This is a genomic window from Thiofilum flexile DSM 14609, from assembly GCF_000380185.1.
GTDB lineage: Bacteria > Pseudomonadota > Gammaproteobacteria > Thiotrichales > Thiotrichaceae > Thiofilum > Thiofilum flexile.
In genome coordinates this window covers 84575-105541 of the sequence record NZ_KB904750.1, presented here as the reverse complement: position 1 = coordinate 105541, position 20967 = coordinate 84575, and the positions used below count along the sequence as shown (strand labels likewise).

The window sequence follows — 20967 nt, the reverse complement described above, 5'->3', positions numbered from 1 at the left end:
TAATAGGATCTCGGGCAGCGGATAGATCACTTTGGCGAGTTGGCGCGGATCGCGTAGGCTTGCCAGATGTTCCATCAGACGGCTTACGGCATTGGCAGGAGGTGGGCATTGGGTAGGGGGGATAGGAGGAGTGTTTGGCATCTTGACGGCTCTCGGAGTAAAAGCCTTACTTATCCTCTATTTATATAGCAGGGTTCAAGCGATTGCCCTGAAGGTCTAGCAAAAGTATGCTGACTTCGTCTTGATTCGTGCATAATAGCCCCTTTTATACTTTGCTTGTAGGGGCGCTTGAGTGTACCGCTTAATTCGTGAATTATTGTTTTTACTACCCGCTGAAACTTCCCACCATCTGACCTTAAACAGTTTAAAACGTGCCACCACCTGGGGTCTAACTGGAAAATCAGAGGCCATGATGGGGCGTCAAGTGCAGGTCATGGGTTTAAATTTCCCTAATCCGGTGGGTCTAGCGGCAGGTTTAGATAAAAATGGTGATTACATTGATGCACTTGCGACCTTAGGTTTTGGTTTTATTGAAATTGGGACGATTACCCCACGCGCTCAACCCGGTAACCCTAAACCGCGCCTATTTCGCCTCAAAGAAGCAGAGGCCATTATTAATCGTATGGGATTTAATAATGAGGGTGTCGACTATCTCATTCAGCAAGTAAAGCAAAAAACCTATACCGGGATTTTAGGGATTAATATCGGTAAAAACTTTGATACCCCCGTAGAAAATGCCTTAGAGGATTATCAAAAGGCTATGCAGGCGGTTTATCCGTATGCTGATTATATTACGGTAAATATTTCCTCCCCGAATACACCCGGATTACGTACTTTGCAATATGGAGCAGAGCTAAAGCAATTATTAGCGCCCTTAAAACAAACTCAATTGCAATTAGCCGATGAAAGTGGACGTTATGTGCCGGTGGTGGTAAAAGTAGCCCCCGATTTAGAGAAAGCAGATATAGAAGGCATTGCAGAAGTACTATTAAGCACCCAAATGGATGGTTTAATTGCGACGAATACCACATTAGATCGCTCTAAAATTCAGGGATTGCACTATGCTGATGAAAAGGGTGGCTTAAGTGGTAAACCTTTAACAGAGCGCTCCACCGAAGTGATTGCCGAGTTTTATCAGCATTTAAAAGATGAATTGCCCATTATTGGCGTCGGTGGCATTAGCACAGGAGCTGATGCTAAGGCTAAATTAGATGCTGGGGCAAAGTTGGTGCAGGTGTATAGCGGCCTGATTTATCAAGGCCCCCCCTTAATCAAAGCATGTATTGATGCGACGCGTTAAAGCTAATGCTCTATAGATTAGCCTAATACATTGGTTAATAGGGGATAGGTTTTAATACTAGTGACTTCCGACCATGTACTAATCTCATCCCGAATTTGACTTAAGCGCTCCATGCTGGGCGCTTCCACAAAAATTAATAAATCCAAATCCCCCGCCACCGAATGCACATATTTGATTTCAGGGTAATGCTGTAAACGCTTACCATAGGTACGGCAATTAGGGGTATGAAAAATAGCGATTAAATAAGCTCGTATGGTTTGTGGGGATAAATTCACAGCGGCATGGTAGCCGGTGATAATACCTTCCTGTTCTAAACGACTGATGCGCTGACTCACGGCACTACGCGATAGATTGACCTGTTTAGCTAGCTCAGACACACTCAAACGCGCATTCTGGCGCAATAAAGCAAGGATAGCGTGATCAAATGAATCAAGGGTCATAGTGGATTTAAGGTGTTAGGCTTAGGGCGCTCAGTATCGCATGATTGGGGCTAATTAGAATAGAAAGGGTTTGTCGTATCCTTTATTAGGGTAATTAATTTCAAAATATACTCAAAGCGCTTGCAAGGGGCGTTTCAGAAAGTAAGCGCTAGTGGTATAGTTTTAATTCCACTAATAGCAGAAAGAGGTTAATGATGACTACATATCCGAACTTGGCACAGATGGGTGTGCAAAATCCACAAGAAATCATTGGCTATACCCTATATCAAGCGAGTCCCTCTACTGATGTACTCAAAATTAAATACCAACGTCCTAAGGGCTCTTTCCTGCCAGTAACACGCAGCTATAGCATTGGGCGCTCAGTGCATACACGTATGATCGATAGTGGTACAGGCAAAACAGAAGAGGTTTATGAAATTTCTCCTATTCTTTCTCAGGCGGTAGTCGAGTTAGATAGTATTGTGAACGATAAAGTATCAGCTGATGAATTAAAACAACAAATCTTAGCTGAGATTGAGCGTATGCAGTTAGACTTTACCAGTGAAATTAATGCCTTACGCCAATTAGTAGGTAAAATTAAATAGTAACTTGCGTAGTTAAGTATTAAAAATATATATCAGTATCGGATTGATTTCGATACTGATAAACAATCTATAGAGGAGATAAAAATACTAGGTTTGTTGACCTACTCATATTTTAATAATAGTTCTCGCAAAGTGCTAACCCCATCCAGCATCAATACTAACGATAATAGTTCTAGTCGTTCGGTAAAATAACCCTGTGCTTTTGTAGAATATAGTCCAATAGCGCTATTTTGTACTAAACTAGTGTGTAGTAGGTTGCCCCTTGCCTATAAAACTAATGTAATGGATACAAGTACTTAAGTTATAAGGTACTTTTTGTAAGGACTAAAATTTATGAAAAAAATGATCTTATTAGCCCTCATTTCGGCTACAAGTAGCAGCGTTTTTGCTGGTGGTTGGGGTGGTGGTGGCGGTGGTGCTTATCCCCGTTTAGGTGTAGTTGTTACTGGAGGTGAGGCAAAGCAAGATGCGAGCATTGATACCTCGGCTTTAACAACACGCGGTTACACTGTTAATAGTATTTCCACTGGTAAAGCTAAAAAATCCAGTGGGCGTTTAGGGTTTCAATATCATTTTAGCCCTCGTTGGGCGGCAGATATGGGTGTAGTCCAGTTTGGTAATACAGATTACAATGCAAATCTAGTTGTACCTGTGGGAACCACTCCCGTTCAAGCGGCTCGTGCGGTGTATGATGCAACCTCTAAACGGGGTGGTAATCGTGCTTATACCGCTGGGGTGCAATATCGTATGCCGATTGCCTCGCGTGCAAGTGTGAATTTAGGCGTCGGTGCAGTAGCATGGAAAGATAAGCAGAATGTTACCGTGAACGGGACAAGCTTTCGGTTTAAGTCGGATGGTACCGATCCTTATGTGCGGGTAGGGTTAGGCTATGATATTAATCGTAGTATGAGCTTAGTCACTAATGTTGAGCGTTATAATCTTGATGAGCCAGTGGATCGTTGGGATGTAGGCATGGCTTTTCGTTTTTAAGTAGCTAGCCTGAGTATGAGGGTATTTGCTTCTTGAGTAAGTACCCTTAGATTTTAATGTTGCCTTTAGTCTTTTTAAGTTAAAAGAGCTTCATAAATAACGCTAAGATGGCGGATACCATATTTATAATTATAAGAGTATCCCATGGCGTTAACCTCAATCCCTATACCTAAGTCGTCATTAGGTCGTTTTTTAAGCCTAATCATAGTGGCTATTTTAATGAGTGGCTGTGAGGATCAATTAGATGACGCCACCCGTGCCAAAATAGAGCAGCAGTTTGGTAATACTTTCCCCAAAGCTTCCGCTGGTTTAAATCAAACCGTAACCGCTACTGCATCTGTGCTCTTAGATGGGAGTGGCAGCCGTGATAATGAGGGTGGCTTGCAATACTTTTGGCAGCAAAAATCGGGAACCTCTGTTGCCCTATTCAATAGTAATACGAGTAAGGCTAGTTTTATTGCCCCTAATGTAACTACGACTGAAACATTAACCTTTCAACTCGTTGTTACTGATAATCAGGGCTGGCCTGCGGCGGATACAATTAATATTTTAATTAACCCTAAGCCTGCTGAGAGTAATGTATTAACTGGAAAATTTATCGCCTCACCTCAGGGGGTCAGTGGTTTAAGCTATAAAACTGCTACTCAATCCGGCATGACTAATACGGCGGGGGAGTTTAAGTATTTAGCCGGTGAAAGCATTAGTTTTAAAGTCGGCGGAATTGAGTTAGGTCAAGCAACTGCTCAAGCGCAGTTATCACCTTTTGATTTAGTGGGTATTAAAAATCCCCCTATCACGGCGGCAGAGACTAGTAAAGTATTAAGGCAAATGGAGAATAGTACCACGCCTATACCAGACGCTAATAACTTACCGAGTCCTTTTGAAGTAGCTACCAATATAGCGGCTTTTTTACAAGCCTTAGATACAGATAGCAATCTCAGCAATGGGATTAGTATTCCCACCCCATTTACTACCTTAGCTCAAGATAAAAAAATGAGTTTTAATACTCATTCTAGTCAATATTTTAATCATCAGCCTGACTTTAAATATTTAATCGGTTTAGGACGAGCACAAGGTTTATGGGGTGGAGTAAAGCCCTTAATGAACTATGCTAAGGTATTAGATTATTTATATAGTGGCTTGGGCTTAAAGCCTACTATCCCTAAAGTAGCGAGTGATTGGCGCGACTATAGCAATGTAGCACCCTCAAGTGTCGCTGAAGTCTATGATTTTGATGAATTAAAACAGCAATTGAATAAGCAAATATTATTCTATAAAAGTATTACGGCTTTACCAACGACTTTTGATAGTAGAGTTATTTACTCCTACAACAAGTATGGCTCTCTAGCTCAACGTCAGGGTTTTATTATCTATGACGGTAGATTAATGAGTGATATTGTAGCAGAGTACAATCAGAATAATTGGTTAGCTCAATTTAGTCAGACTGATAGTGATATAATTACAAGTGATATTATTGTTACAAGAAAATACTGGGAGAGCTATGGTTATAATCCCTATGGTTATTTAACCTCTGTTATATCGGCTGATTCTTATAATGAGCCATCTGTTATTCTGAGTGGCTCTCATGACTATTCTTACACTACTGGTAGTTTAGTCGGAACCTTAGTAAGTGGAAATTCTACAACTACTGTTCATTATTTACGAGATGCTTTAGGTCGTGAGTTAGGCTATAGCTCAGAGACTAAAAATGAATTAGGTAAGGTGACAGCACAATCAAGCTCTACTATGGATTGGCCTAGACTGACTAAAACCATAACCTCTAAAGAAGCCCCAACTCCGGGGGGTGAGTTAATCACCACACAGCAAATGGTATTGAATTATGATGCTCAATTAAGAGTAATAGCGAGTAAAAAGTTTAAAGATACTAATAAGGATAAAGTGTGGGATAAAATTGAAAGCTATCAAGCTCAATACGATAGTGCCGGTAATCGTACCTATTATGCTGAGCAGCTAGACAGTAATGGTGATGGAAAAATAGATCAGAATAAGCGTGAAACGGTTGTAGTTAGCACTAATAAATTAACCCTGACCCAAGAGCAGGATACTGCTGGTGATGGTATTTATAACGTTCTCACTACCGAGGAACGCTCTTTAGATAGTAATGGTAATTGGATTAATAAAAAGCTGACTCGCTCAGATGCCACAACGACATATCAAGAGCGGGGTTATAAAAACTATTCCTCTTGGTTCCCGTTGTATTCAACAGGGGCAGAAACAGATAAAAAACTCATTATAAAAGAGTTCTTTACGAATAATGGTATATCCTTTTAGTTAGTACTTAACACTAAGGCTAGTCTAACACTAGCCTTAGTGTTGCTCGCCATATAGCACTTGAAAATTCTGCTCCACCCGATTACCGACCTCATCTACCACAGCGACCTTATGCTCGCCCACAGGAATAGTCAGCGCTTGGCTATGAAAGGTTTGAGTTGTACCGACAAATTGATCATCTACATGCCAATACAGTAAGGTCTCTGGGCGACGTGGTACGGCACGAAAGACGACTTGATTACGTTTACCATCTAATTCACGCGGTAGATAAATCTGGGTATTGGGGCGTGGATAGACTAGAGCAATGGCTTCAGATTGAGAGTTATCGAGTGCTTGGCAATCGGCGCGAAATGGTGGCAAGGGTTGATAATTGGCATGATGCTGACGGTAATAATAAGCTTGATCGGGTGGTAAAATAAACCAGTTACGGGTTTGCATTTGATAAACCGGTTCACAGTCACTGGTAACGCGCCATTGTCCGCTACTATCTAAATGAATGAGCTGATGATAGGGACTAAGACGGGTAAAGCGTCCGCCTTGAGGGGCATCTACTTGTTTAGTCATACATTGACCGTTGCTGAGGTAACCATCATCCTTACATACCGCGATTTTACTGAGTTGCCACTCCGGTTTAGCGAACCATTCGCTGCTAGTGGGCAATAGATTGAAGGTGTTAAATAGTAAGGGAGCCGCACTGAGTGTGCCAGTTAGACCATTGCGTCCTTCACCACTGGCATTACCGACCCATACTCCCACCGTATAAAGCGGGGTAATCCCAATGGCCCACGCGTCACGATGTCCATAGCTAGTGCCGGTTTTCCACGCTACCCGCTGACTACTGCTGAATTTTTCCCAATAACCTTCATCACCCGGACGCGCTACCTCAATCAATGCTTCGACCGTCAGCCAAGCACTCGCAGTGGAGAGGCTGACAATACGCTCGGTTTCGGTGGCTTGACTGGCTAATACTTTAGCGCGTTGCCAATGGCGGGGGGTGGTATAGGGTTCTTGAGCGGCTAAATAGGCTAAATTAGCATAGAGATGGGTAATCTCCCAAAGTGAACCCTCCGCCCCCCCTAAGATGAGGCTTAGACCATAATCCCGTGCAGGACGCTTGAGGTATTGCATACCGATTTGTTGTAACAGAATTTGAAACGGTTGTACCCCGTATTGGCTCAGCATATTCACGGCTGGAATATTGAGCGAGCGAGCCAATGCCTCATGGGCAGGCACGGCACCTCGATAGGCACGATCATAGTTTTGCGGGGTAAAGCCGGTATAGCTAATCGGAACATCAGCAATCAGCGAGTCCGGTACAATCAGACCTTGCTCTAGCATAGCGGCAAATAAGAGCGGTTTTAGGGTACTGCCAGTGCTGCGGGGGCGTTGAATTAGATCTATGGCATAGCCATCTGTTTGGGGGTTAATACTAGGACGATTACCCTGATAGGCACGTACCTCAAAGGTTTTATTATCAATGACTAACACCGCCAGATTATTAATACCCTCTAGTGCCAATTGCTCACCCGTGCGTTGAGTTAGGTTTTGGAGCTGTTGCTGGAGTACACCATCAATGGTGGTATGGAAGCGTTGTCCCTCACGTTGTTTGAGCGCTAAGGTATCTAATAAATGCGGGGCTAAACGTGGTAGGGCATGGGGAGCATCGGGTAAGGGTTCTGCCACTGCGAGTTTGTAGTCGAGTTCGCTTAGGTAGTGTTGTTCATGAAGTCTTTTTAAGAGCGCATTGCGTTTGTTTAAGAGACGCTGACGATTACGGCTTAAATGTACTAGTGCGGGATTATTGGGTAATACTGCAAGCATGGCACTTTCTGCCCATGATAATTGAGCAGGATCACGTCCAAAATAGCGCCAAGCTGCAGCCTCAAGCCCTACCACATTACCCCCAAAGGGAGCGTGACTGGCGTAGAGCTTTAAAATAGCGGCTTTATCTAGGCGACTTTCTAGCCGTAAAGCGCGTGCCATTTCCATGACTTTTTCACCTAAAGTACGCGCTGGATTATGACGCGAGAGGCGAATAACTTGCATGGTTAGCGTACTGCCACCACTAACCACCCGGCGTTGACGCAGATTAAGATAAGCCGCACGCAGTAATGCCACAGGATCAACCCCCCAATGCGTATTAAAGCGTTTATCCTCAAAGAGAGTAATCGCGGTGGCAAACTTCTCCGGTACTTGATCAATATCGGGAAAGCGCCATTGTTCATCCTCAGCAATTTGGGCACTTAAGAGCTTGCCATGGCGATCTAGTACTACATTGGAGGTGGGAGCGGCAAAGAGTTCATCCGGCACGGCAAGCCAATACCACCACGCACTAAACCCTAGAAATAATACGATTAAGGTAGGTAGTACCATTAACCCATAATAGCGGCGTATAGGTTGGTGATTCTGAGCTTCTGGGGATAGATGAGTCATGATGATTTGCAATAGGGCAGAAAGTGGCTCGTGCCTAAAACAGCACGAGCACTTTATTAACAAGCCAGTCTACTTTCTGTTAAGCCTCCTTGCGCCTAATTAGTCGCTGCTGGAGCCGCTGGTGTAGTAGTACTAGCCGGGGTTGTAGTAGACGGTGCGGGGGTGGGTACACTAGCAGGTGCAGTAACCGTTTTCACAATTTGCACTGCTAATCCTGCTGTACGTCCACGCTTATTAGGCTCATACATGACCTCAGCACTCACCGCTGGGAAATAATAGTCACCTAAAAAGGCGGCATTAATCGGTATAGTCACCGTTTTCTTGCCATCCGCTTTTAGATCAAAGTAACTCAATACCCGATCATCCCGCACCTCTTGATAGCTTAGCCCTGCCTTTGCCGCCTCCGCAGGTGTACCAATTTCCACCCCAGAGGGGACTAGAGTGCTCAGTGCCACCCGTTTTACCGCTTTAGGTGTACTATTCGTGACTTGTACCACGACGTTATAGTCCTGACCTTGAGCTAATTGCACTGGGGTAGCACTCATAGTTTGACTACTCCATACCACTTGTTTGGCGCTATTCACAATCTCCATCTGTAAGGTTAGCCCCTTGCTTTCAGGCGCTTCATTACCCGCTGCAGCAATGCCTTTGGTATAAACCGTGGCATAGAGCTTATGATCGCCCTCATTGCGTAGCTCGATTTTGAAAGGCGCATCAGCAGTGGCTAGGCGTTGGCTGATAATCGATTGGGTGCTAGTTAAGGCCATTGCCGCCGCACCCTCTATGCCTAGTTGCGCTTTAATACTTTGCCCCGATTGCGCTAGATAATGGGCAATGGACATTAAAGCCCAGGAGAGGTCTTGGGTATTGGCATTATCCGCAATCGCTAATTCAATCGCCATTTGCTGAATTAAAGCATCCGCATCTTGCGTTTTATTGAGCGCTAATAGGGTCTCTAATTGAATCCCTAAATTGCCCAATTTACCGCTAAAGGTTTGCTCTGGGGTCGGCGTAGGCGCTTGAGCCGCATTTAAGCCTTGAGTGAGTTGGGTCGCAGCTTCTGCTTGACCGACTTGCTGATAGGCCGCAGCTAATAACCACCGCGCTTGCGTATTGGCTTTGCCCGACTCACGCAAACGATTCATAGCGCCTAATTGCGGTTTACCACCGAGTGCCAAGACATATAAACGATAGGCTTGGATATGGCTGCTATCTTCATTAGGCGTCGAGGAAGCACTCCATTCTTGCGCTTGATTGGCCTGATATAATAACCAGCTTGAGAGCAAGGTTGTCGGTACGGCATAGCCTTGTTTTTGCGCTTCAATCAGGAAATTACCCGCATAGATACTGGCCCAAGCATTCGCCTCGTTGGAACCCGGCCAATACATTAAATTACCACTCGCCGCTTGATAGCTCCCCATTTTATCAATCGCATGTTTAATATGGCGTTCGACTTTTTGCTGCTGTTCAGGTGGCAACTGCAATAGCTTAGGTAAATACAATTGTGGGAAAGCAGAAGAGGTGGTTTGCTCTAAGCAACCATGCGGATAGTTGATTAAATAATCCAGATGTTGATCCAGATTCAGCCCCGGCAGTGCAGACACTTCTAAAGTGCTTTGATTTGTACCGGCTAAGCCGTGTGGGGTAATGCTAGTTGACCACGTATTTTGTGGATCAATAGTGGACATCACGGAGCGAATACTCGGTAGATTAGGGGCTTGCACTGCAATATCAACCTCTTGCTGACTGGTTTCAGCTCCACTGCTGGCAATAAATTGCAGCTTACCCATCATCGGAATATTACCCGTTTTGACTGGTACAGAAATAACCTTTTCACCCGGCTCAGCAAAGTCCACTGTGGTGGTAGGCGTTGGGAAAGAAGCAAAGGCGTTATTACCTTTGACTTCAATGGTGACTTGTTTCACCTCCGGTTTGCCCACAAAGATGGTCAGCGGTACTTGAACCGTTTCATTGGTTTTAAGGGTACGCGGGAGTGAGGACAATAACATCACCGGTTGACGCACAAAGATGGGCTTTTCGGCTTTACCATAGGCTTGATCTTGTGCAGCGACTAGCATCACTCGCACCGCCCCTAAGTAAGGCGGTAATTCTACCGTATGCTCTTTGGTTTGCCCTGCATCTAGGGTAAAGGCTCCTAAGAATTTCACCACTGGAGGGAAGCGTTTCGGTTTATTAGCCGCATCATCAATTTGAGCCTCATCACCCCCACCGAGGGCTAACATACGCTCTAATTGACCACCATAAGCACCAATCACATCATCAAATAGATCCCAGGTTTTAATCCCCAAAGCTTCTTTACGATAGAAGGATTTATGCAAATCGGGGGTCTCAAAACGCGTGAGTCCCAGTAAGCCTTCATCCACTACCGCAAGGGTATAGGTCATAGCTTTGCCGTTTTGCTCGCTCACAGTAAACGTTTGTGGCGTGGTCGGTTTCCATTCCTCTGCTGCGGTAATTACTGGTTGTAGCAGGGTGCTAGGATTCTCTACTTTTAAGGGAATAATGCCATACAGACGAATAGGGCGATCATTGTCTTTGTTTTGATGCGGTTGCAGTAGGGTAATACTCACATAGACATTGGGTGCCATTTTATCAGTAATGGGAATCTCGACTTGAGTACGATCACCAGTGAGTTCTAGCCAGCGTTGGTCAAGGATTTGCGAGCTATTTTCAACGGTGAGGAGTGCCCGCCCTTTAGTAGCTTCGGGGAGTTGAATTTTAGCGGTTTCACCAACTTTATAAGCATCTTTGTCACTAGCAAAGCGCAACATGGCAGCCGCACCAGAGCCTTCTTCCTGCGCACGACCTGCCCAACCCGGCCAATCCACATACAGGGTCTTGCCGGTGCAGTGTTTACCTGTGAGATCACAGGCACGAATTAAATAACGTCCCCAATCAGGGTAGTTAATTTGGAAGTTCCAAGTACCTTGTCCATTAGTGGTACTAATCACTTTTTGCTGTAGTTTACTGCTATGGCTAGAGTCAGAATATTCCGCTAAGGATTCAGGGGTTTTATCCCACCACCATTTCCACTCGATTTTATATAGCGTGACTTCGACTTGAGAGAGGGAGACGTCTTTGCCTTCAGCATTCACACTGGCAATGTCGATGGTGTGTGGGGTATCGGTTAATAGCATCCCGCGCTCAGCATCCCCTTTAGGGGCTTTAATACCGACATAGTTTTCAAAGGGATAATAATCCATGTCTTGCTTAGTGATACTAAAACCACCGCCTTCTTCATGGACGCGGCTGGTAAACCAAGCACTTAACATACCGGGGGCGGGTTCTTTGGGTTGGAAAGACTTATTAAAAGTTAAATAGCCCTCCGCATCTAAACGCCCCTCGACTAGCTGCTGATCTTCGCTGTCTAAGCTACGGGTAGGATCATCAAAGGTATAATCATTAAAACGCCCAAATTGCGTGGTCTTTTCCCGTAAGCGTACACTCACATCAGCCTTTAGATTACTTGCTTTGCCTCCATGTAACCATTGGGCAAAGAGCTTAGCATCCGGTAGCGGCTTATAGCCATAGAGCATATCGGTGCCATAGCTTAAGTCAATTTTGAGGCGATTCGGGCGTATGGTTTCGACTTTAATGCTCTTATCAAAGGTGCTCGCGCCTAAATTAGCTTTGACTAACCAATTACCCGTAGGATCAGACTCATCCGTCTGTAGGGTAAAAGTATAGAAGGGGCCAGTAGGGGTTCTATTGGTTTGCACCTGTTTGACTTTACCCATAGGGTCAATCAGTTGCACAGTTACCGGGTGATTGCTGGGTAAGGTTTTTGCGCGGTCTTGCAGCGCAAAGGTCATATAAATATTATCGCCCGGACGCCAAACACCGCGCTCACCAAAGAGCACGCCTTTCAAGCCTTTTTGCAGCTTTTCGCCACCGACATCAAATTGACTAATAGAGAGGGCGCTATTAGCATTGAGTTTGAGATAGCCGGTATCAGTGCCTTGTTTAGCAACCAGTAAAAAAGGTGTACTTGGCGTTTGAATGGTGGCAAAGCCTTTATCATCCGTCGTGGCAGTACCTAAACTACGCCCTTGGTAATTATGAATAGTGAGTTCTACACCTGCTGCCGGATTCGCAGTACGCAGATCGGTTACAATCACATGGATTAAGCCATTATCTTCTTGTTTAGCCATTAACCCTAAATTGCTAGCCAGAAAATTTTGCCCACTTTTAGTCTTCTCATCGTTGTAATAGTAATAACTATCATTGCAAGGATTATTACGCTGATCCCAATCGTATTCTTGTTCGCCACTAGCATTGGCATAGTAATCTGCAATACCATCCCAACCACTAGCCGCACGCTCACCATCATCCTCATAATTTTTCAAAGGCGCATCGGTTTTGGTCGGCGCTGCTGTGCTAGGTGGGCATTGAAAAGTGGAATGACGGCGGTCAATGGATAATTCTAAACGATATAAAGTACCGGGTTTCGTTTTAAGTAATTGAGTCGCATCTAAGGTAAAACGATTCCATTGATTAGGGTTAGCCATTTGCACAGGAATGGTTTTGCGCCATAAATAGCGTCCTACTCTGCCCGTATTATCGTTACCATGGATATCATTGACTTGTAAGAATTGGGGGACATTATCGGGGTAAATTTCAAAGGCAGTAACTTGTACGGCATTAGCCGCTTGTACTTCAATAGGAATTTCTAGGGTTTGATTATCCGGTAAAATACTGCCTTTACCAACAAAGCGTACCATGGGTTTAGGGGGTTCTAAACGAATCGTTTCTACGAGAGTCGCGGGTAGTTTACCTAAACTGGCATTCGCGGCTTGAATACCGGAGTTAATAATCAGTTTATGCTCACCGGGTTCTATATCATCACTAGGATAGACTGAAATACGATTACCAATAATTTGGGTGCGGATTTTATCACTATCGAGCTGTACTAATCCGGTTAAATCTTGGCTTGGATTTAATAAGTCGGAAAAGGTGACGCTAATATAGGGCTTGCTATTATCCGTTTCGGTTTGAATGCGGGTAATATTGAAAGTTTTCTGGCTAGGAATAGCAACGGTTTTTTGTCCTTTCGCCTGAGTCCCAGTCGCATTAAGTCCTGCTCCATCCCAAGCCAGTGCTAATTCAGTAGCAAAGGTTTCGCGTGGAATCGCATTAACTGTAAAACGATGTTCAGTAGCTGCGCCATTATGTTCCCAGCTAATAGGTAATGTTTTATTTTGTACGGTGGCTTGTAATATTTTTTCAACCGTTAAATCTTCCGCGTAGTCTGAGGTATAAACCGTGCCATTGAGTTGCATTTGATTTTGAAATTGGGTGCTAGGTACTAAGCCATCGGTTTGCACATCTAACTCTAATGCTGGTGTTTTGAAACTCATTTCCATCGGAGCAAGCTCCGCAGGAATATTCAATAAGCCCGCTGGTTTTAAAGCAACGGTATAGATTTGAGCGGAATTTAATGCTTTATCAGGGGTAAAGGTAATGCTACTTGTGGTATCAAAGGTCGCTTTACCTGCAACGGTAGGACTAAGACTGAGATAGGTATCAGCGGTTTTACCCACTTGATCTTCAGCGATAATAGGCTGGCGGAAGGTGATTAAAATCGGTGTAGTACGGCTCAAAATACCTTGTGGATAGGTTTTGACCCATTCCGCCCAAGGCTTAAGGCCAGAGGCATTGGCGGGAGTTGAGCTACTAGAGGCAGCAGTTGCAACATTCGCAATCACTTCATTCGTAGTAGAGGTCGCATTAGAGGTTTTAGTGTCATCCTGACAACCCACCACTAGACTAGTTAAGGCTAGTAGCAAGAGCAGTCGATGCAACCAAAATCGAGAAATTATTCTAGTATTCATGTGGGCATTCCTCCCAGAATTCGCTAAGCAAGTCGGAAAGCAGAGTTTTTCATTCCATAGTCTAATTAATGACTAAGTTATTTATGAATAGTTCATACGAAAATAGGGCGCAAGTACAGTTAAAATAGCATGATATAGACAAGTCTGTATAGGGTTTAAGAGTCATTGTAAAAGGTTTTATGCTTGAATAAAATGAGGCTAATAATTTGATTTATAATGTAATTGCGATTTAGTAATACGGCTTTTTTCAGGCCACTATAAATAAAGGGAGTTAATAATTAAATTAACTCCCTTTACCTAGATAAAGCTATTTAACGAGTTATTTCTTACCGTTAGAGTCTTTATCATCGAGGCGTTGCATACCTTCCTCGATCTTATGAACCGCCTTTTGAGCCAAACCCCGTGCCTTATCTAAGAAACTCATGCCTTGCTTAAAGCCTTGTTCGCTTAAATGCTCGGCTTTTTTGACTAAGTCAGGGTTTTTATCGGCAAAATCATGCAGCGCTGTTTTTGCCTTACCTAATAGCTCCTCACCCTTAGCGACTAAATCATTGGGCGTTTCAGTCGTTTTATTAGGATTGGAGGAGAGATGTACACTGACTGTAGGCATTTCATTAGGTGTAACAGGTGCCTTAGTTGGCTGTACATGGTTAGGATTGATGTGGAAACTCGGTAGATCAGGACTAAAGATTTTTTTATCTTGTCCTGAGATTTCGGTAGTAGCAGTCTTCGTATCCACAGAAGGAGTACTAGAGCTATGAAGAGCTGTTACTTTTTCATCAACTACTTCAACCACATTGCCAGCTTTATCCACTATAGCCGTTGTAGTCAGCATGACTAGCTCATCAGTAGTATCTTTTGCCTTCGCTACTTCAATTTCAATCGGAGTATCGTTAGCATCAGCTACTTTTCTGTCTACCTCATGTGCTAGATTTTTGGCTTTATCAGCTACAATTTTGCCTGCATCAACCGCCGCTTCTTTAGCATCTACAAGTTTATCGCCTGTTTTGTTGGCTAAGTCAGCCGCTTTCTCTGCAACCGTGTCTTTAGCCTCAACCACTTTGTGAGCGAGAGTAGAGCCTAATCCCAGCGTAACCGCACCCGCAGAGGTTAAACCCGCTTTGAGTGAGCCAGAAGAGTCCTCAACCTTAGCAACAGCCGCATCAGTGCTATCAACTACCGCCTCTTTAGCAGCCGCGAGTTTATCACCAGCCGTTTCAGCTAAATGTTTAGCTTTATCTGCAATAGTGTGGCCTACATTCGCAAGTTTATCACCGCTAGCATCGGCTAAATGTTTAGCTTTATCCGCGAGAGTATGACCTGCATCTGTAAGGGTATGTTGGGTATCAGCCGTTAATTCAACCGTCGCGTCCTTAGCCTCCACTAATTTATCACCCGTAGTTTCAGCTAAGTGTTTAGCTTTATCTACGATAGTGTGACCCGCATCAGTGAGAGTGTGTTTAGCGTCGGCAAGCTTATCACCTGTTGCATCGGCTAAGTCAGCAGTTTTTTCTACTACTGCATCTTTAGCTTCAACCACTTTGTGAGCAAGAGTAGAGCCCAGTCCAAGAGTAGCGGCTCCAGCAGAAGCTAAGCCAGTTTTGAGTGAGCCAAGGAGTGAACCAGAACTGTCCTCAACCTTATCTACGGTCATGCCTGTAGTGTCAATGACTGCATCTGTGGTATCAATTACCACATCTTTCGCGCCAACCAGTTTACCTTCCGCCGAGTCAGCTAGATGTTTAGCTTTATCTACGATAGTGTGACCGGCATCAGCGAGGGTGTGTTTAGCGTCGGCAAGCTTATCACCTGTCGCATCAGCTAGATCAGCCGTTTTTTCTACTACGGCATCTTTAGCTTCAACCACTTTATGAGCGAGAGTTGAGCCTAATCCAAGAGTAGCCGCTCCAGCAGAAGCTAAACCCGCTTTGATTGAGCCGGAAGAGTCCTCAACTTTAGCCACGGCGGCGTCAGTACTATCTGCTACTGCATCTTTCGCATCAACCAGTTTATCCTTAGCCGAGTCAGCTAAATGCTTAGCTTTATCTGCTAGGGTATGCCCCGCATCTGCAAAAGTATGTTTAGTCTCTTCCGCTAATTTAGCGGCCGCATTCTTCGCATCTGCCAATTTATCACTAGTCGCATCGGCTAAGTGTTTAGCCTTATCTTCGAGGGTATGTTTAGCATCGGCAAGCTTATCACCTGTGGCATCGGCTAAGTCAGCGGTTTTGTCCACTACCGCGTCTTTAGCTTCAACCACTTTGTGAGCGAGAGTAGAACCCAGTCCAAGCGTAGCGGCTCCAGCAGAGGCTAAGCCAGTTTTGAGTGAGCCGAGGAGTGAACCAGAACTATCCTCAACCTTATCTACGGTCATGCCTGTAGTGTCAATGACTGCATCTGTGGTATCAATTACCGCATCTTTCGCACCAATAAGTTTACCTTCCGCCGAGTCAGCTAGATGTTTAGCTTTATCTGCGAGGGTGTGACCCGCATCTGCAACAGTATGTTTAGTATCTACGGCTAATTTAACAGTAGCATCCTTGGCCTCTGCCAATTTATCACCCGTTGCATCAGCTAGATCAGCGGTTTTTTCTACTACGGCATCTTTAGCATCAACCACTTTGTGAACAAGGGCAGACCCGAGTCCGATAGTGACTGCACCGGCTGAAGCTAAACCCGCTTTAAGTGAGCCAGAAGCATCCTCAACCTTACCTACAGTAGCGTCAGTGCTATCAACTACAGCCTCTTTCGCATCGACCAGCTTATCCTTTGCAACATCAACTAAGTGTTTAGCCTTATCTGCGAGGGTATGACCGGCATCTGCGAGAGTGTGTGTAGCATCCGCCAGTTTAGCGCCAGTGGCATCGGCTAGGTCAGTGGTTTTCTCAACTAATGTATCTTTCGCCTCAATGACTTTGTGAGTAAGGGGAGATGCATCTAGTTCAGTAGATAGTTCTTTCGCTTTGAAGTGTGCCCAATAGGGGATGCCATCAGGAGTCTCTTTGGCTGTGAAGTGTGCCCAATAGGGAATGCCATCAGGAGTGTCCTTAGCCGTAAAATGTGCCCAATAGGGGATGCCATCTGGGGTATCTTTGGCTTTGAAATGTGCCCAATACGGAACACCATCAGGCGTTTCTTTTGCAGGAGTATGTGCCCAAGCAGGTATAGCTGCTTCGGTAATGGCAACAGTCTCCTCAACCACAGGGGATTGCACTAACCAATCTGGTGTATCCATACTGGGTGCGCTAATACCTACCGCCCCACGAGTGACATTGGGTATTGCAGGTGTTGTGATATCAGCCGGTGCTACATCTACCTTAAGGCTAGGTGCCTCAAAATTAACATCCGGTAGTTGAATATCACTGCCGCCCATATCAGGCGTATTGACCTCTAAATCAATTTTATGCCCAGTTAAATTGGGAAGTTCTACCTCAACCTTGGGCTTATTTAATGAAAGATCCGGTACATTAACCCCCACCTCTGGCATATCTAGCGCCAGCTCAGGTACAGCAGGAGCCTCAATCTTAGGTGCTTTAATATCCAGATTAATATTAGTAGCAGGCGTTTCTTTATCCGCTAGTAATTTACTACCAATACCGACGACCGCTGCACCACCTGTAGCCAAAGCTACTTTAGATAAAGCATCAGTGCTTAGTTTGGGTTGTCTTACCTCTGTCTTAGGTAATTCAAGTTCACTAGTAAAGGTATTAACCGCTACCTTAGGTGCATCAATATTTAGCTCAGGTTTCAGGTCTGTATTGAGTTTAACTGCATCGGTTGTAATCCCACGGCTAGCAGGTGAGGGCGTGCGTTGATCATTAGTGACCACACGAGCATTGCTGACCGTAGATAAACGAGTTTTTTCTGCATCCGCTGCTGCATTCGCTTTAATAGTCGATGAGGTATTACTCAGGTTATAGGGGTTGGTGGTGGAGGTCGTATCCTCAATAGTCACTATTTTTTTGCTACGGCAAAAGAGACTGACTAACCAGCGACCAATTAAATAACCCAGTAATAGAGCAGCTAATAACAGAGCTAAGGACTCAAGATGAAAGAAGTTAAAGTTCATGAACGCTCTCCACGCCGTTTACGAGGGAAGAACCAGCCTAAAATAAGGCCGAATATGAAGGCTAGCAGTAGCCAAGGCCACAAATTAACTAATAAGTAGTGCATCGTGTAGTCCTATTTATTTGAGTTTAAATTCAATACGACGGTTTTGGGCGCGACCTTCAGCAGTCAAATTAGACGCAACAGGACGGGATTCACCATAGCCTTTAACAGTTAACAGTGTAGTAGCAACACCTTTCTTGACTAAGTATTGTTTAACAGCGCCAGCACGTTGCTCGCTCAACTGTTGATTGTATTTATCATTACCATCACTATCGGTATGCCCGCCAACTTCTACCTTCAGATTACCTAATGTACCAGCACACTCTTTAGCAATAGTGGCTAGGGTATCTAATAGAGGATAGCTACCTGGAGTAATGACAGCTTTATTGACACTAAACTGAATAGTGGTGTCTTTCACTTCTTGGCTAAAGCGGTTTTGGCAAGTTTGTTGTTTATCATCCAGCACTACTACAGGCTCTGGGTCTGGAGTAACAGCAGGGGTCGCTGTCGTGGGGGATAATACTTGAGCTGTATTAGTAGTTGAGCTAGGTGTAGAGGCTGAAGCTTCTGGTGAAGCGGGTTTGCCTGTGGTGGGGGATAACGCTTGAGTGGTATTAGTAGTTGAGCTAGGTGTAGAGGCTGAAGTTGCTGATGGAGCTGGCTCTGCTGCGGGGGCAGGAGCGGTTACAACCGTATTTTCTTCAGGTGTAGAGGTATTAGTAGTATTAGTAGTAGGCGCTTCTGCTGTTGTAGTGGCTGTTGCCGGAGCAGCAGTAGTGCTAGTTGCTTCTGTTGAGGTAGATGAATTGACATTACCCTGTACAGTAGTGGTAGGCACTGTGGCCTGTGTGGTGGGTTCGGGTTCGGTACTAGTTTCAGGAACACCTGCTGCTAGCGTGCTCTCAGGCGTATCCGTCATGCTGCTAGTAACAGTCGTTGTTGTCGCATCTGTTGGCGTGCTAGTTGTAGTATCCATTGATGCAGTAGTATCAGAGTTGGCATCAGATGTACCGGCTGCAATTAAACCAGAAGCCGTTCCAACGGCTAAAGTACCTGTGGTAGCAGCAGTAGTACTACTAGCAACAGGAGGAGGGGGAACCATGGGATCGCCAGCAACTTTTAGGCCTGCTGCATCGACTGTTCTTACCCCATATAAGTTTTGAACATTACGGATGGCGGTTTGGCGGCTAGTCTCATCAGGGGCAACACCCGAAAGATAAACATCACGTCCCCGTTGGTTGACAACAGGTTTTACCCAATCATAACCCGATTGCTCCAGAACAGTGGTCGAGCGCTCCGTTAGGTCTTGCTCAATCGGCCTTTGTTTATTGGCAATCATCCCAAGATAGAGCAATCCTGTGCCTAACAGGGCTAGTAACCACCACCAAAGCGCGGGTAGACCCCCGCAACAGCATTTACGTTGTTCAGTTTTCATAGCTTAAAGACTACCTTATCTATTTTTAGGAGGATGAAACACGACCATAGAGTAAACCATTGGGCTTGGATTTTTTGACTCTCGTTGACTCTTCGGTCGTATAGTTATGCCGTTGTGTTCACTAACTCATTAAATAATGAGGTTTATGGATTTAATTGTAATCAAGATTAGTCAATTTGACGTACTTAACCTCAGTTTATTTATATTTATGAAAGCTATAATAATTGATGATCAGTGCTCGCTGGTATTTTAAACACTAAATGCGCTAAGGGGCAGATAAATTTTGCGATACAGTGTGATTTTTTAAAACACCCAGTGCAATAATCACATAAGCTGTGAAGCTTCGATGCTTCAGCGGCCTATCCAGCATCTTAAGATGGGGAAGTTTATTCTATAGAGTTTAGCCTCTCATCCATGCTAAGACGAGAGGTTGATGAGTTGCTTAACACCACATCTAATTTTGAGCGTTATTCAGCCTCACCGCGTGCAGCCGTCGGTCTAACCACATCGCCTGCATTATTGCCAGTGAAACGATTGAAATTAGCAAAATTCACGTCAAAAATATTAGTTACTTCATAAAGTTGATAAGTCTTATCACCTTTTTTCGCTAGTGTGCCGTCTAAGCGCTCTAATACTCCACTACCCTCTAAACCTGAGGAGGTGCGTTTTTTACCATCACCATCAGCGGTTTGTCCCCACAGACCATGAGGCATGACACCATCAGCCGCTACATTGGAGCTAGCAAATTTAACATCTAGATACCCACCCCGTGCCTTTTGGGCGATAAAGGTGAGATCATATTCCCCTGCTTTGACTTTAACGGAGTTGCCTTTTTTCGTAATGGCACCATTTAGATAAGTACCATCTTTCTCTTCTTTACCATTAATCATGAGCTTGCCGGTTTTATCAAAGGCGATTTTGTCATTGCCGATGGTGAGACCGTAATCCTGCATTAAATTCGTTTTAAAGGTAGAGTTGAGTTGAATACCTTTATCACTCAGAAGATTATAGATTTTGCCGTCATCGCCTCTGATATTATAGGTCTCGCCCTCGGCTCCTTTAAAGTGAGGATCACCCCAGACTTGTGAGCCATTATTGACAGGAACAACTCTGCCACCCGTAGTCGTGGTCGTACCGCGTCCTGTAGTCGTTGCAGTGCCACCACCAGTAGTTGTTGCTGTACCCCCCGTAGTGGTGCTTGCAGTCCCGCCAGTAGTGGTGGTAGTTCCTCCGAGGCCACCTAAGAGTCCCCCCAGCAGATTGCCACCTGTAGCGGCTGTACCACGTGAGTTACCCATGAGTTGTTGCAGCATTTGCATAATGATAGCGAGTAGATTGCTGGAGTTAGTACCCTGAAGAGCATTACTAGCTCCACCCCAGTTTAGGTTAGTTCCTTGACTAGAGGGGTGTTGTACGGCAGTGCCACCAGCAAAGTGATGAGTAGATTGAGTATTAGAGAGGTTATTTAGATTTAGCATTTTTTAGCTCGATTGAATGGATTGATTAGCCGTAGATATATCAAGCTCAGAGA

The 20967-nt window shown here is 44.7% G+C and carries 10 protein-coding genes; 4 read left to right on the top strand and 6 right to left on the bottom strand.

What is annotated here, in order from left to right; genetic code table 11:
* Positions 1 to 292 precede the first annotated feature (292 nt).
* Positions 293 to 1300, top strand: coding sequence for a quinone-dependent dihydroorotate dehydrogenase (locus A3IK_RS0104015; RefSeq protein WP_020558690.1), 1008 nt, complete (start codon positions 293 to 295; stop codon positions 1298 to 1300).
* A gap of 17 nt (positions 1301 to 1317) precedes the next feature.
* Here the strand turns inward: A3IK_RS0104015 and A3IK_RS0104010 are convergent, their stop codons facing one another.
* Positions 1318 to 1740 carry an Lrp/AsnC family transcriptional regulator gene (locus A3IK_RS0104010; protein WP_020558689.1) on the bottom strand — a complete coding sequence of 141 codons (423 nt, stop codon included), beginning with the start codon at positions 1738 to 1740 and terminating at the stop codon, positions 1318 to 1320.
* A 191-nt stretch (positions 1741 to 1931) separates the two neighbouring features.
* On the opposite strand from A3IK_RS0104010, the gene A3IK_RS0104005 reads away from it, so the two are divergent.
* The 3 genes from A3IK_RS0104005 to A3IK_RS0103995 all read left to right on the top strand — a co-directional run bounded on the left by A3IK_RS0104005 (position 1932) and on the right by A3IK_RS0103995 (position 5606).
* On the top strand, positions 1932 to 2324 hold the full coding sequence (locus A3IK_RS0104005; RefSeq protein ID WP_110690272.1) for a DUF3461 family protein: 393 nt from the start codon (positions 1932 to 1934) through the stop codon (positions 2322 to 2324).
* Between the two features lie 333 nt (positions 2325 to 2657).
* Positions 2658 to 3314: an outer membrane beta-barrel protein gene (locus A3IK_RS0104000; RefSeq protein ID WP_020558687.1), complete on the top strand. Its 657-nt coding sequence runs from the start codon at positions 2658 to 2660 to the stop codon at positions 3312 to 3314.
* A gap of 144 nt (positions 3315 to 3458) precedes the next feature.
* Complete coding sequence (locus A3IK_RS0103995; RefSeq protein WP_020558686.1) at positions 3459 to 5606, top strand: PKD domain-containing protein; 2148 nt, start codon at positions 3459 to 3461, stop codon at positions 5604 to 5606.
* A gap of 36 nt (positions 5607 to 5642) precedes the next feature.
* Here A3IK_RS0103995 and pbpC read toward each other — a convergent pair whose 3' ends face one another.
* From pbpC to A3IK_RS21255, 5 genes are all read right to left on the bottom strand, one after another.
* Positions 5643 to 8039 carry a penicillin-binding protein 1C gene (gene pbpC / locus A3IK_RS0103990; RefSeq protein WP_020558685.1) on the bottom strand — a complete coding sequence of 799 codons (2397 nt, stop codon included), beginning with the start codon at positions 8037 to 8039 and terminating at the stop codon, positions 5643 to 5645.
* Between the two features lie 95 nt (positions 8040 to 8134).
* On the bottom strand, positions 8135 to 13891 hold the full coding sequence (locus A3IK_RS0103985; protein WP_020558684.1) for an alpha-2-macroglobulin family protein: 5757 nt from the start codon (positions 13889 to 13891) through the stop codon (positions 8135 to 8137).
* Between the two features lie 319 nt (positions 13892 to 14210).
* Positions 14211 to 17960 (bottom strand): phage tail tape measure protein, encoded by a 3750-nt coding sequence (locus A3IK_RS0103980; RefSeq protein WP_020558683.1) that lies wholly within the window; start codon positions 17958 to 17960, stop codon positions 14211 to 14213.
* Between the two features lie 117 nt (positions 17961 to 18077).
* The gene (locus tag A3IK_RS21855; protein ID WP_020558681.1) at positions 18078 to 19436 is read right to left on the bottom strand and encodes an OmpA family protein; all 1359 of its coding nucleotides are present in this window, start codon (positions 19434 to 19436) and stop codon (positions 18078 to 18080) included.
* Positions 19437 to 19903: 467 nt separating this feature from the next.
* On the bottom strand, positions 19904 to 20914 hold the full coding sequence (locus tag A3IK_RS21255) for a hypothetical protein (RefSeq protein WP_020558680.1): 1011 nt from the start codon (positions 20912 to 20914) through the stop codon (positions 19904 to 19906).
* Positions 20915 to 20967 lie beyond the last annotated feature (53 nt).